12 protein-coding genes are annotated in these 13,532 nt (G+C 64.2%); 5 read left to right on the forward strand and 7 right to left on the reverse strand.

The features are described from left to right. Nucleotides 1–14: 14 nt before the first annotated feature. Nucleotides 15–1,184, reverse strand: coding sequence for an ADP-forming succinate--CoA ligase subunit beta (sucC, locus tag ABE422_RS08685; RefSeq protein ID WP_166923844.1), 1,170 nt, complete (start codon nt 1,182–1,184; stop codon nt 15–17). Between the two features lie 333 nt (nt 1,185–1,517). Between sucC and ABE422_RS08690 the strand changes: the two genes are divergently transcribed. Continuing rightward, nucleotides 1,518–3,131, forward strand: a complete 1,614-nt coding sequence (locus tag ABE422_RS08690; protein ID WP_346482814.1) for an ATP-binding protein — start codon at nt 1,518–1,520, stop codon at nt 3,129–3,131. 70 nt (nt 3,132–3,201) lie between these two features. Then, a complete protein-coding gene (locus ABE422_RS08695) occupies nt 3,202–4,587 on the forward strand; it encodes a sigma-54 dependent transcriptional regulator (protein WP_121039246.1) in 1,386 nt (461 codons plus the stop codon). 89 nt (nt 4,588–4,676) lie between these two features. On the opposite strand, the gene pilB is transcribed toward ABE422_RS08695, so the two are convergent. The 3 genes from pilB to ABE422_RS08710 all read right to left on the reverse strand — a co-directional run bounded on the left by pilB (nt 4,677) and on the right by ABE422_RS08710 (nt 7,465). Beyond that, nucleotides 4,677–6,401 carry a type IV-A pilus assembly ATPase PilB gene (gene pilB, locus ABE422_RS08700; RefSeq protein ID WP_346482815.1) on the reverse strand — a complete coding sequence of 575 codons (1,725 nt, stop codon included), beginning with the start codon at nt 6,399–6,401 and terminating at the stop codon, nt 4,677–4,679. 87 nt (nt 6,402–6,488) lie between these two features. Continuing rightward, the gene (locus ABE422_RS08705; protein WP_346482851.1) at nt 6,489–6,908 is read right to left on the reverse strand and encodes a pilin; all 420 of its coding nucleotides are present in this window, start codon (nt 6,906–6,908) and stop codon (nt 6,489–6,491) included. Nucleotides 6,909–7,015: 107 nt separating this feature from the next. Beyond that, nucleotides 7,016–7,465: a pilin gene (locus ABE422_RS08710; RefSeq protein WP_346482816.1), complete on the reverse strand. Its 450-nt coding sequence runs from the start codon at nt 7,463–7,465 to the stop codon at nt 7,016–7,018. Nucleotides 7,466–7,825: 360 nt separating this feature from the next. Here ABE422_RS08710 and ABE422_RS08715 point away from each other — a divergent pair, with 360 nt between their 5' ends. Genes ABE422_RS08715 through coaE form a run of 3 tightly spaced genes read left to right on the forward strand, consistent with a single transcriptional unit; the run spans nt 7,826 to nt 10,578 of the window. Then, entirely contained in the window at nt 7,826–9,085 is a 1,260-nt protein-coding gene (locus ABE422_RS08715; protein WP_346482817.1) for a type II secretion system F family protein, read from the forward strand. 7 nt (nt 9,086–9,092) lie between these two features. Next, the gene (locus ABE422_RS08720) at nt 9,093–9,956 is read left to right on the forward strand and encodes an A24 family peptidase (RefSeq protein ID WP_346482818.1); all 864 of its coding nucleotides are present in this window, start codon (nt 9,093–9,095) and stop codon (nt 9,954–9,956) included. 10 nt (nt 9,957–9,966) lie between these two features. Further along, nucleotides 9,967–10,578: a dephospho-CoA kinase gene (gene coaE / locus ABE422_RS08725; RefSeq protein ID WP_346482819.1), complete on the forward strand. Its 612-nt coding sequence runs from the start codon at nt 9,967–9,969 to the stop codon at nt 10,576–10,578. Between the two features lie 102 nt (nt 10,579–10,680). Here coaE and ABE422_RS08730 read toward each other — a convergent pair whose 3' ends face one another. The 3 genes from ABE422_RS08730 to ABE422_RS08740 form a co-directional block, all read right to left on the reverse strand. Next, nucleotides 10,681–12,003, reverse strand: a complete 1,323-nt coding sequence (locus ABE422_RS08730; RefSeq protein WP_313210069.1) for a HAMP domain-containing sensor histidine kinase — start codon at nt 12,001–12,003, stop codon at nt 10,681–10,683. A gap of 4 nt (nt 12,004–12,007) precedes the next feature. Continuing rightward, nucleotides 12,008–12,685 carry a response regulator transcription factor gene (locus ABE422_RS08735; RefSeq protein ID WP_019183933.1) on the reverse strand — a complete coding sequence of 226 codons (678 nt, stop codon included), beginning with the start codon at nt 12,683–12,685 and terminating at the stop codon, nt 12,008–12,010. 156 nt (nt 12,686–12,841) lie between these two features. Beyond that, nucleotides 12,842–13,330 carry a hypothetical protein gene (locus ABE422_RS08740; protein ID WP_313210067.1) on the reverse strand — a complete coding sequence of 163 codons (489 nt, stop codon included), beginning with the start codon at nt 13,328–13,330 and terminating at the stop codon, nt 12,842–12,844. Between the last annotated feature and the right edge of the window lie 202 nt (nt 13,331–13,532).

Consider the following 13,532-nt stretch of genomic DNA (forward strand, 5'->3'; position numbering starts at 1 on the left):
CCTTCGGTGTCGGATCAGGCAGCGTTCTTGACAGCTTCGACGACCTTCTTGGCACCGTCGTTGATGTTGTCGGCCGGGATGATGGCCATGCCGCTGTCACGCAGCAGCTGCTTGCCTTCTTCCACGTTGGTGCCTTCCAGGCGCACCACGACCGGAACCTTGACGCCCACTTCCTTGACCGCGGCGATGATGCCTTCGGCAATCATGTCGCAGCGGACGATGCCGCCGAAGATGTTGACGAAGATGCCTTCGACCTTGTCCGAGGACAGGATCAGCTTGAACGCTTCGATGACGCGCTGCTTGTTCGCACCGCCGCCCACGTCCAGGAAGTTCGCCGGCTCGCCGCCGTTGAGCTTGATGACGTCCATGGTGGCCATGGCCAGGCCGGCGCCGTTGACCATGCAGCCGATGTTGCCGTCCATGGTGACGTAGTTGATGTCCAGCTCCGAAGCGGTCACTTCGGTTTCGTCTTCCTGGGTCTTGTCGCGCATGGCAACCAGAGCCTTCTGACGGAACGCGGCGTTGTCGTCGCTGTCGAACTTGCCGTCCAGCGCGTACAGGTTGCCGTCGTCCAGGATGGCCAACGGGTTGATTTCAACCAGGGCCAGGTCCTTTTCGTTGAACAGGCGGTACAGGTTCACCATGATGCTGGCGAACTGGCCGGCCTGCTTGGCGGTCAGGCCCAGCTTGAAGCCGAAATCACGGCCGTGGTAACCCTGCACGCCTTCAACGAAATCAACGTTGAGCGAGTGGATCAGCTCGGGGGTTTCAGCGGCGACCTGCTCGATCTCCACGCCGCCTTCCGAAGAGGCGATGTAGGTGATGGTCTTGGTGCCACGGTCAACCAGCACCGACAGGTACAGTTCCTTGACGATCTCACCGGCGGTGGTCACCAGCACCAGGTTGACCGGCAGCTCAACGCCTGCGGTCTGGTAGGTGGCCATCTTGGTGCCGAGCATCTTGGCCGCAGCGGCCTTCACGTCGTCGGTGGTCTTGCAGAACTTGACGCCGCCAGCCTTGCCGCGGCCGCCAGCGTGGATCTGCGCCTTGACCATCCAGGGGCCCTGGCCCAGGGCGTTGGCAGCGTCAACCGCTTCGTCCGGGGTAGCCGCGACCTTGCCGGCCGGAACGGGAATGCCGTACTCGGCAAGCAGCTGTTTTGACTGGTATTCGTGGAAATTCATGCGTCACCGTGGGAATAGGAACGACCGCACGCATCTCCAAGGCTCCCTCACGGGGGCGCCGGTAAGGACCGCGGCGGGCCCACTATTGTGGACGACCCGGCGCGCGGGCGCAAAGAAGTCAGTCCCAAGACACGCGCAGGGAGGCGTTTCCGGCGCAATTTCAGACAGTTGCGGCAGCGGCCGGAAACGGCCACCCGGGCACCCTGTGGCACGGCCGCGCAGCTGGCCGGCGCCCGCGCACCGCCCGGCCTTCACACGCCCCGCCCCCGCCGCCTGCCCCCAAACCCGGCCGGACCCCCTACACTGCCCCCATGCCAGAAGGGGAGTTCCGGCGTGTCACCCAGTGCTTCATTGATCGACCGCATCGAATCGATACCGCGGCGCGAGCTGTATTTCTTCGCGCTGTACCGCCTGCTGATGGCCACCGTCATCGGCGCGCTGCTGTTCAGCCCGCTGAGCGGCCTGGTCGGCACCGCTGACCACCCGACGCTGGCGACCATCGTGGCCAGCGGCTACCTGGCGGTGGCCGTGCTGGTGCTGCTGTTCGGGCGCAACGAGCGCTGGCTGCGCACCATCGTGGTGTGGAGCGTGGCCGCCGACATCATCGCCGCCACCCTGCTCGCCCACGCCCTGCCGGGCGCCAGCGCGGGCATCTCGATGTCGCTGCTGTTCAACATCGCCGCCGCCGCGACCCTGCTGCCGCTGGGCATGGGGCTGGGCCTGGCCGCTGCCGCCAGCACCGCCACCGCCGGCGAGTACCTCTGGAAGCAGCTCGAAGGCGGCGACCCGACCCGCACCCTGGCCGAGCTGGCCATGTTCGTCACCAGCTATCTGGCCATCGCCTTCATCAGCTACCAGGTCGGCAACCGCGCCCGCATGAACCAGCAGCTGGCCAACCAGCGCGGCGATGAAGTGGCCAACCTGTTCCAGATCAACGAGCTGATCATCCGCCGCATGCGCACCGGCGTGATCGTGGTGGACGGCGCCAACCGCATCACCCTGGCCAACGAAGCCGCCTCCACCCTGCTCGGCGATGCCGACGGCAACAGTGGCAGCGGCAAGCTGGAACTGGGCAGTGCCTCGCCCGAGCTGAGCCGCCGGCTGCTGCGCTGGCGCAACGGCTGGACCAACGAAGAGATGCCCCTGCAGCTCTCGCCGGACCAGCCCGAAGTGCAGCCACGCTTTGCCCGCCTGCTGGCCGGCAGCGATCTCACCCTGGTGTTCCTGGATGACTCCACCGTGGTCTCGCGGCGTGCCGAGTCCTTGACGCTCTCGGCGATGGGGCGCTTCTCGGCCAGCCTGGCCCATGAGATCCGCAACCCGCTGGCGGCAATCAACTACGCCGCCCAGCTGCTGGAAGAATCCACCGATATCGGCGACACCGACCGCCGCCTGCTGCAGATCATCAACCAGCAGTGCCAGCGCACCAACGGCATCGTCGAAAGCGTGCTCGGGCTGGCCCGGCGCGAGCGTGCCAACCCGGAGAACGTGGATCTGGCCTCGTTCGTGCGTCGCTTCGTGCTGGAGTACAAACAGGTCCTGTCGCTGGAAACCGACAGCGTGGAGCCGATCATCAGCGAGACCTCGGTGCACGCCCTGGTCGATCCGCGCCACCTGCATCAGATCCTCACCGTGCTGGTGCACAACGCGCTCAAGTACGGCCGCGTGGCCGAAGAGCCGGCGCGCGTGCGGCTGCGCGTGGCGCGCCAGGACCGCACCGCCATCATCGATGTGATGGACCGCGGCCCGGGCATTCCCGAGACGGTTGCCAGCCAGTTGTTCCGCCCGTTCTTCACCACCTCCGAGCACGGCACCGGGCTGGGCCTGTATATCGCCCGCGAACTGTGCCGCGCCAACCAGGCACGGCTGGAGTACGTCTCAGTGCCTGCCGGCGGTGCGTGTTTCCGGCTGGTGCTGGCCGGTCCCCACACGATGATGGCCGGATGAGCCGCGCACACCCGGACGCCACCGTCAAACATTTGTCGCCAACGACCGCCCTCGGCTATCTTCCTTCCTTATGAATGACACCCGCAGCGCCCTCGTCGTCGATGACGAGCGTGACATCCGCGAACTGCTGGTACTGACCCTGGGCCGCATGGGCCTGCGCATCAGCACCGCAGCCAACCTCGCCGAAGCCCGTGAACTGCTGGCCAGCAATCCGTACGACCTGTGCATCACCGACATGCGGCTGCCCGATGGCAACGGCATCGAGCTGGTCACCGAGATCGCACAGCACTACCCGCGCACACCGGTGGCGATGATCACCGCGTTCGGCAGCATGGACCTGGCGGTGGAAGCGCTGAAGGCCGGCGCCTTCGATTTCGTCAGCAAGCCGGTCGACATCTCGGTGCTGCGCGGCCTGGTCAAGCACGCACTGGAACTCAACAACACCGAGCGCGCCGCGCCCGCGCCGCTCGCCCCGGAACAGGCCGCACGCCTGCTCGGCGATTCGCCCTCGATGGATGTGCTGCGCGCCACCATCGGCAAGGTCGCGCGCAGCCAGGCGCCGGTCTACATCCTTGGCGAATCCGGCGTCGGCAAGGAACTGGTCGCCCGCACCATCCACGCGCAAAGCGCGCGCGCCCCCGGCGCCTTCGTGCCGGTCAACTGCGGCGCGATTCCGTCCGAACTGATGGAAAGCGAGTTCTTCGGCCACAAGAAGGGCAGCTTCAGCGGCGCGCACGCGGACAAGCCCGGCCTGTTCCAGGCCGCGCACGGCGGCACCCTGTTCCTGGATGAAGTGGCCGAGCTGCCCCTGCAGATGCAGGTCAAACTGCTGCGCGCGATCCAGGAAAAATCGATCCGTCCGGTGGGCGCCGCCACCGAAGTGCCGGTGGACGTGCGCATCCTTTCGGCCACGCACAAGGACCTGGGCGAACTGGTCGAAGACGGCCGCTTCCGCCACGATCTGTACTACCGCATCAACGTGATCGAACTGCGCGTGCCACCGCTGCGCGAACGCCGCAGCGACCTGCCCGCGCTGGCCGCCTCGATCCTGGCCCGGCTGGCCCGCACCCACGGCCGCCCGACCCCGCTGCTGGCGCCCTCGGCGCTGGAAGCCCTGGCCCAGTACCACTTCCCCGGCAACGTGCGCGAACTGGAGAACATCCTCGAGCGAGCCCTCGCCCTGGCCGAAGAAGACCGCATCGGGGCCAGCGACCTGCGCCTGCCCCAGCACGCGCCACGCTTCGGTGCCGGCAATGCGCCGCCCACCCAGGAAGAAGCGGTGGTCGACCTGCCGGCCGGCAATGGCGCCCTGCCCTCCTACATCGAGCAGATGGAGCGCACCGCGATCCAGAAGGCGCTGGAAGAAAACCGCTGGAACAAGACGCGTACTGCGGCGCAGCTGGGCATCACCTTCCGCGCACTGCGGTACAAGCTGAAAAAGCTAGGCATGGAGTAGCGCCACCCCATGGGTGGCTGCTTTGGATCCACCGCCCCAGAAACCAAAAGGCCCGCTTGCGCGGGCCTTTTCTCATCTGTAGACGCGGCTCAATCCTTGGTCACACGATTGATCTCCGCCAGACCGGTCACCCCCGCCGCGGCCTTGATCAGCGCCGACTGGCGCAGATCATTCACTCCCGCCAGCTGCGCGGCCTCGGCGATCTGCAGCGCATTGCCACCGGCCAGCACGATCGTCGAGATCTCATCGGTCATCGGCATCACCTGGTACAGACCGGTACGGCCCTTGTAACCCTCGGTGCACTCATCGCAGCCGACCGGCTCGAACAGCTTGATCCCCGCATCCAGCTGAGCCTGGGTGAAACCCTCGGCCAGCAGCGCATTGGCGGGCAGTTCCACCGGGCGTTTGCAGTTGTTGCACAGCCGGCGCGCCAGGCGCTGGGCGATCACCAACGTCACCGAGCTGGTGATGTTGTACGGGGCGATGCCCATGTTCATCAGGCGCGCGATGGTCTGCGGCGCATCGTTGGTATGCAGCGTGGAGAGCACCATGTGGCCCGTCTGCGCCGCCTTGATCGCGATCTCCGCCGTTTCCAGATCGCGGATTTCGCCGACCATGATGATGTCTGGATCCTGGCGCAGGAACGAGCGCAGCGCCGCGGCGAAGGTCATGCCGCGCTTCACGTTCTGCTGCACCTGGTTGACGCCGGGCAGACGGATTTCCACCGGGTCTTCGGCGGTGGAGATGTTGCGCGTTTCATCGTTGAGGATGCCCAGCGCGGTATACAGCGAGACCGTCTTACCCGAGCCGGTCGGCCCGGTGACCAGCACCATGCCATACGGCTTGTGGATCGCATCCAGGAACAGCTTCTGCTGGGCCGGCTCGTAACCGAGCTTGTCGATGCCCAGCTTGGCGGCGCTGCCATCGAGGATACGCAGCACCACCTTCTCGCCAAACAGGGTCGGCAGCGTGCTGACGCGGAAGTCGATCTGGCGGGTCTTGGAGAGGTTGAGCTTGATGCGCCCATCCTGCGGCACGCGCTTCTCGGCGATATCCAGCTGCGCCATCACCTTCAGGCGCGCGGCGATGCGCTGGTTGAGCTTGACCGGGGCCTTGGCCACGTTCTTGAGCAGACCATCGATGCGCAGGCGCACGCGGTAGTCGTCTTCGTAGGGTTCGAAGTGGATGTCCGAGGCGCCTTTGCGGATGGCGTCGACGAGGACTTTGTTGACGAACTTCACGACGGGGGTGTCGTCGCCTTTGGCGTCGACGCCGGAGTCGATGGAGCCACCCTCTTCGTCTCCTGCGGAGACGTCCAGGTCCCCCATTTCGTCGTCGGTGCCAAGCGCCGAGCCCAGCGTGTCCTGCTTGGACTGCCACTGTTCCAGCGTACGACGGATCTGGTCTTCATCGACCAGGATCGGCTCCACCACCAGGTTGGTGTGGAACTTGATTTCGTCCAGCGAATGGGTGGGATTGCTGGTGCCGATGAAGAGTTTGCCGCCGCGCTTGAACAGCGGCAGGACGTGGTGCTTGCGCAGCAGTTCTTCGCTGACCAGGCCCATGGCGTTCTGGTTGTTGTCGAACACCGACACATCCAGTAAGGGCATGCCGAACTCCAGCGCGTTGGCCGCAGCCAACTGGGCACTGGTGACCAACCTCTTCTGGGCAAACCACTGCGGAAGCGGCATCTTTGCGGCAGCCGCCTGGGACATGGCCTCTCGCGCGACGACCTCCTCCAGCGCACCATCCTGGACCAGCCGACGCGCCAGACCGGTGATGCCAACCAGATTGGGGCCAAGTGCTACGTTCATAAATTGCTCCTACTCTGCTCAGCAGCCTATCCCAAGCCTCATCCTTGGAGAACCACTTCTTCCTTGAGACAGCACCTTTCCACAGGCTCAGCCGTGGGGGCAGGATTTGGGTGCAACTTCCTCGGGCGCGCTGGTTTTGCAGTCCCAGATCCCGGTAGCCGCAGCGTACGTAATTGTTACGGTCGCGGAAGCCGCTTTGGCATTGACACCTTCTGCATTCATAGTGGCAGTGATCACGCAAGGGGTGGCAGGCGTTGCAGATACCTCCGAAACGTACTTCCCACTGGTTATTGCACTAACAGGTAATGCACAGGAGGTGGCAGACACATCATTGGCGAATTGTTCTGCGACTGGAACCTTCAACCCTCCAAGCAGAGTCACTGCCTCTGAGAGCTGAGAGCGCGCAGTGAAGTCGTTGTACTGCGGAATAGCTATCGCTGCCAAAATTGCGATGATGGCGACGACGATCATCAACTCGATCAAAGTGAAGCCGTTTTGCTTTTTCATAGCAGCAATCCCCATTGCGCTTGCTTCTGTACGCAGCATCGCCAAAGTCAGTGGCGTTGCAAAAAAAAGCCCCGGCAAGCCGGGGCTCCTTAAACATCGTTAAGACATCAATCGTCGGTAGGAGCTGCGGCGGCCGAGCATGCCTTGGGAATCACTTCCGAAGGAGCGTCGCTAGTGCAGGTCCAAGCGCCAGTGGTTTTATTGAAAGCCAACTGAACGTACTTGCCTTCAACCTTCTTGTTCACACCACTGGCAGCCATCGTCGCCTTAATTGCGCAACCGCCCGAAGCAGCGGCCGCGGTGACACCGTTTGCAGCAACGTACTTGCCGGTAATCACCGAACCAGTCGGCACCACGCAAGACGCGTCGTCAGCATCATCCTGAGCATAAGCTTCAGCGATCGGCGTCTTGAGGCCGCTGGCAAGGGTGAAGGCCTCGGTGAGCTGAGCGCGCGCGGTGTAATCGTTGTACTGCGGGATCGCGATGGCGGCCAGGATGGCGATGATCGCCACAACGATCATCAGTTCGATCAGGGTAAAGCCCTGCTGCTTCTTCATGAGTACATCCCCTAGAGGTAGAAATTTAGATAGGGCACTGGGCCGTTGCCTGCCCGGCGGACCGGGTAAGCTAGGCGGGCGCCCGTGCGGGTGGATCGAAGCAGGTTGCGTGCCAACAGTGCCAGCAATGCTCCCCAGCATTCCCCGGCGCAATGATGGCACCAATCTTCAGGATTGGAACCCCCCGCACAATAATTTGCGATGCGTCCGGCAATGTGACCTGCTGCGTCACCTTTTGACACCCCTGGTCCGCCGTTAGCGACGCGGCACGGCCCCGGGCAGGACTGCCAACGTCCCTCGGAACCAGCTACCATGCGGCTAGATAGCCCGCCTGGGGATGGTGTGGCTGGGGAGCCCTGTATGTCTGTCAGCCGTAGCGCGATCAAGAAACAGCCCGTGGCGCGTAGCACCATGGAGTTGCAACCGTTTGTCTGGGAGGGGACCGACAAACGCGGCGTCAAGATGAAGGGCGAGCAGCCTGCCAAGAATGCCAACCTGCTTCGAGCGGAGCTACGTCGGCAGGGGATCATGCCAAGCGTGGTCAAAGCTAAGCCCAAGCCTCTCTTTGGTTCAGCAGGATCCTCGATAGGCGCGAAGGATATTGCTTTCTTCAGTCGCCAGATGGCGATCATGATGAAGTCCGGCGTGCCCATCGTGAGCTCGCTTGAGATCATCGCAAGCGGCCATAAGAACCCGCGTATGAGGAAGCTGGTCGACACAATCCGCTTCGACATTGAAGGCGGCTCCTCACTTTACGAAGCGATCAGTCGTCACCCCGTCCAGTTTGATGAGCTCTACAGGAACCTTGTTCGAGCCGGCGAAGGCGCGGGTGTGCTCGAAACGGTGTTGGACACGATCGCGACCTACAAAGAGAACATTGAGGCTCTCAAGGGCAAGATTAGGAAAGCGCTGTTCTACCCAGTGATGGTTATCGTCGTGGCGATGTTAGTCAGTGCAATCATGCTTATCTTCGTTGTCCCTCAGTTTGAAGAGGTTTTCAGGGGGTTCGGCGCCGAGTTGCCTGCGTTTACCCAGATGATCGTCGGACTCTCGCGATTTATGGTGTCATGGTGGTGGATCATGCTCCTGTCCGGCATTGGCGCTGCGGCCGGCTTTATCTATGTATTCAAACGATCTCCCAAGATGCAACACACCATGGATCGGCTCGTCCTGAAAATTCCGGTCATCGGCCAGATCATGAACAACAGCGCGATCGCCCGCTTTGCCCGCACCACCGCCGTGACCTTCAAGGCCGGTGTGCCGCTGGTGGAAGCGCTCGGCATCGTCGCCGGTGCCACCGGCAACAAGGTCTACGAGGAGAAGGTCCTGCGCATGCGCGACGACGTGTCGGTCGGTTACCCGGTCAACATGGCCATGAAGCAGGTCAACCTTTTCCCGCACATGGTGGTGCAGATGACCGCCATCGGTGAAGAGGCCGGCGCGCTGGACACCATGCTGTTCAAGGTGGCCGAGTACTATGAGCAGGAGGTCAACAATGCCGTGGACGCCCTGAGCAGCCTGCTGGAACCGATGATCATGGTGTTCATTGGTACCATCGTCGGCGGCATGGTGATCGGCATGTACCTGCCCATCTTCAAACTCGGCGCGGTAGTTGGATAACTAATCAATGGCATTTCTCGACCAGCATCCCGGTCTCGGCTACCCCGCCGCGGTCGGACTGGGACTGCTGATCGGCAGTTTCCTCAACGTGGTGATCCTGCGCCTGCCCAAGCGGCTGGAGTGGGAGTGGAAGCGCGATGCGCGCGAGGTGCTGGAAGAGCCGGACATCTACGAGCCGCCACCACCGGGCATCGTGGTGGAGCCCTCGCACTGCCCGCACTGCAAGCACAAGCTGTCCTGGTACGAGAACATCCCGCTGTTCAGCTGGCTGGTCCTGCGCGGCAAGTGCCGGCATTGCCATGCCCCGATCTCGATCCAGTACCCGCTGGTGGAGCTGCTGACCGCCGTGCTGGTGGCCGCCAGCGTCTGGCAGTTCGGGTTCGGCTGGCAGGGCTTCGGTGCGATCGTGCTGAGCTGCTTCCTGGTGGCGCTGTCCGGGATCGACCTGCGCACCCAGCTGCTGCCCGACCAGCTCACCCTGCCCTTGATGTGGCTGGGCCTGATCGCGGCCAGCGACAATCTCTATATGCCGGCCAAGCCTGCCCTGCTGGGTGCGCTGGCGGGCTATCTGTCGCTGTGGTCGGTGTGGTGGCTGTTCAAGCAGATCACCGGCAAGGAAGGCATGGGCCACGGCGATTTCAAGCTGCTGGCGGCCTTGGGCGCCTGGTGCGGGCTCAAGGGCATCCTGCCGATCATCCTGCTCTCGTCCGTGGTGGGCGCGATCATCGGCTCGATCTGGCTGTACTCGCGCGGCCGTGACCGGGCCACGCCGATCCCGTTCGGGCCGTACCTGGCCATTGCCGGCTGGATCGTCTTCATGTGGGGCGAGCCGTTGATCGACGGCTACCTGAGCTACGCCGGCCTGCGTTGAGGGCCGCGCGATGAGCCGCTTCGTGATCGGGCTGACCGGCGGCATTGCCGCCGGCAAGAGCGAGGTCAGCCGCCGCTTCGAGGCGCTGGGCATCACCGTCGCCGATGCCGACCTGGCCGCACGCGCGGTGGTGGCACCGGGCAGCGAGGGGCTGGCGCGGATCGCCGCCCACTTCGGCAAGGACATCCTGCTGGCCGATGGCCAGTTGGACCGTGCCGCACTGCGGGCCCGCATCTTCGAATCGGCGCAGGAGCGTCAGGCACTGGAGGCGATCACCCATCCAGCCATTCGTCAGCTGCTGCGCGAGACCTGCGAGCAGGCCGAGGGGCCGTATGCGATCGCGGCGATTCCGCTGCTCACCGAGGCCGGTGGCCGCCAGCAGTACCCGTGGCTGGACCGGATCCTGGTGGTGGACGTGCCGGTGGCCGTGCAGCACGCGCGTCTGATGCAGCGCGATGGCATCGATAGCGCCCTGGCGGACCGCATGATCGCCGCCCAGGCCAGCCGCGAGGCGCGCCTGGCATTGGCCGATGATGTGGTGGTCAATGATGGCCACCCGGACCACCTGCAGGCGCATGTGGAGCGGCTGGATCGGGCGTATCGGGAGTTGGCGGCGCGGTAGATCTGGAGGCGCCGACCCACGGTTGTGGAGGAGCCGACCCACGGTCGTGGAGGAGCCGACCAACGGTCGTGGAGGAGCCGACCAACGGTCGGCTCTACCGTGTCAGGCGGGGGAGAACGTCAGCGTGGCGATGACGCCGCGCCCGGCGCCTGGCCGCACGTTGACCTGCCAGCCGTAGAGATCACACAGGCGGCTGACGATGGACAGGCCGATACCGCCGCCCTGCGAATGCCCCGCATGCGTTCCGCGATAGCCGCGCTGGAACAGCTTGGCGGCATCTTCTTCGCTCAGGCCGGGGCCGCTGTCGATCACTTCGACCGCGTTGTTGCCCACGCGCACGCGCACCGCGCCTTCCTTCGAGTACTTCACGGCATTGCCGATCAGGTTGCCCAACGCGACCGAGAGGGCCGATTCCGGCGCATCGATCACCAGGTCGTGGTTGCCTTCCAGGATCAGTTCGAGCGGCTTGCCGCCGAGCTGGGCACGGTGCGAATCCAGCAGCTGCTCGGAGACGCGGGCGACATTGCTGCTGCCCTGCCCGCGCTCGTTGCGCGAGAGCAGCAGCAGCGCGCCGATCAGATCGGTGCATTGCTGCTCGGCCCGCTGGATGCGCTGCAGGCGCTGCAGCACCTTCGGATCGAGATCCGGGCGGGTCAGCAGCAGCTCGGTGGCGCCACGGATCACGGCCAGCGGCGTGCGCAGCTCGTGACTGACGTCCGCATTGAACTCGCGGTCGCGCTGCACCACTTCGGTCAGCCGCGCGGAATAGTCATCCAGCGCCTGGGCCAGCTGGCCGACCTCATCATCCGGGAAGCGCGGTGCCAGCGGTTCGGGCTCGCTGGTGCCACCGCGGTAGGCGCGCAGGCGGGCGGCCAGATCGGACACCGGCTTCATCACCTTGGAGGCGGACCACCAGCCCAGCACCAGGGACAGGGCGCTGAACACCAGCACCGAAATCCACAGCGCGCGCTTGAGCTGGGCCTCCCCGCGCGTGGCCTCGGTCATGTCGTACGCCAGGAAGAACCAGGCATCGTCAGCTTTGCGGACCGCCAATTTGTAGGCGTAAGGCCTGCCCTCTTCGTCCAGGCCGCTCACGTTGTGGTTGCCGTTTGGCAACGCCGCCCATTCCGCCCGCTCTACCCGTACACGGTCCAGCATTTCGCGCGGATACGCGAAGGCCCGCATCTGCTGCACGGGAAGATCCGGATTACGGGTACGGTCGGAATAGAAGCGCTTGGCGAACTCGTCGATGTTGCGGTTCATCACGTCTTCGACGAGCTGGTTCTCCACACGGGCACGCGCCCAGTTGGTGGCGAACGCAAACAGCGTGGTCAGGCAGAAGCCCAACAGCACGAACGAGACGATGATGCGGCTGCGCAGCCGGCGCCGGTATGGCGCGCGGCGACGCCCCCCCCTGCCCGTCACCGGATCAGGCTTCCGGCGCGGCGATGCGGTATCCGATGCCATGACGGGTCTGGATCATCGGAACCTCGAAGGGCTTGTCGACCACGGCGCGCAGGCCATGGATATGCACGCGCAGGGAATCCGAATCGGGCAGCTCCTCACCCCAGACGCGGGTTTCCAGTTCCTGGCGGGTGACGACGGCCGGGGAGGCCTCCATCAGCGCCTGCAGGATCTTCAGCGCGGTCGGGTTGAGCTGCAGCAGCTTGCCCTGGCGGCGCACTTCCAGCGTGTCCAGGTTGTATTCCAGATCGCCGGTTTCCAGCACGCGGGTCTGCACGCCCTTGCCGCGACGCGACAGGGCGTTCAGACGCACCTCGACTTCCTGCAGCGCGAACGGCTTGATCAGGTAATCATCGGCGCCGGAATCGAAGCCGGCCAGTTTGTTATCCAGGGAATCGCGCGCCGTGAGCATCAGCACCGGCGTCTGCTTGCGCGCCTCGTTGCGGAGCTTGCGACAGACCTCGATCCCATCCATGCCGGGCAGGTTGAGGTCCAGCACGATCGCGTCGAACTCATGGACGACCGCCAGGTGCAGGCCGGTGACGCCATCGGCTGCGAAGTCCACGGTGTGACCGCGGTCTTCGAGGTAATCGCCCAGGTTGGCGGCAATGTCGCTGTTGTCTTCGATGACGAGAATTCGCACTGGGACCTCTGATTCGTGGGGTTCAACGGAAAGAACGGAGCCGCAGGGCAGCAATGGGAACAGGACTGCGCGACCTCAAGCTGACCATACAGCTTCGATTCTTAACATTAGACACCGTCGAATGCTGGCGCAGCGTCAAAACTCAGCGGCCTTCGGTCACTTTGCGTCCCTCACTTCGGAAATCCGAAGATCACGCTTCATCTGCCTGGCGTCGTCCGTCGCCTGGCGGCGCTGAGCCACCGTCATGCAGGTGCGCTGAGGGCGGTTGCTGCCGATCGGACGTTCGCTGCGGCAGACCATGCGGCTGTCTTCCTTGGCGTTGGTCATCAAGGTATTGACCACTTCCTGGTCATTGAAGACCTCTACTTTCTGCGGCGGGGTGAGCTGATCGAAGCGCTCGCGATCGCCCATCTTGGTGCGGATGCGGTCCAAGGCGGCCTGAACGCGGCTCTTGTCGGCCACGCTCAGCTCGCTGTAGTCCTCACTGTGCAGCGCGCGCTCGACCTTGGCCAGCTGTTCGGCAACAGGCGCATCGTCGGCAAGCGCCATCGCGGCCTCATCGGCTTTCGCAGTCGGCTTGGCGTGGGCACCCAGCGAGAGACAGCCGAGCAGCGCGACAGCGATGATTCGATGCATCTTTGACATCTGCGACTTCCTTATCCACATGAATGAACGCCAACTCTACGAGGATGGAACCGGGCCGACAAGTTACCGATGGCAGGGGCTTGGCAGCGCTGCCGGCCGGAAAAAGGCCCGACCAACTGACGCTGGCCGGGCCTGAAGGTGTTTCCCGATTACCGATCCTGCTGAGGAGGGCAGAGCTGCGGTTCGACAGAGCCTACGCCGG

It is taken from the genome of Stenotrophomonas sp. TWI1151 (assembly GCF_039673135.1).
In the GTDB taxonomy this organism is placed as follows: Bacteria; Pseudomonadota; Gammaproteobacteria; order Xanthomonadales; family Xanthomonadaceae; genus Stenotrophomonas.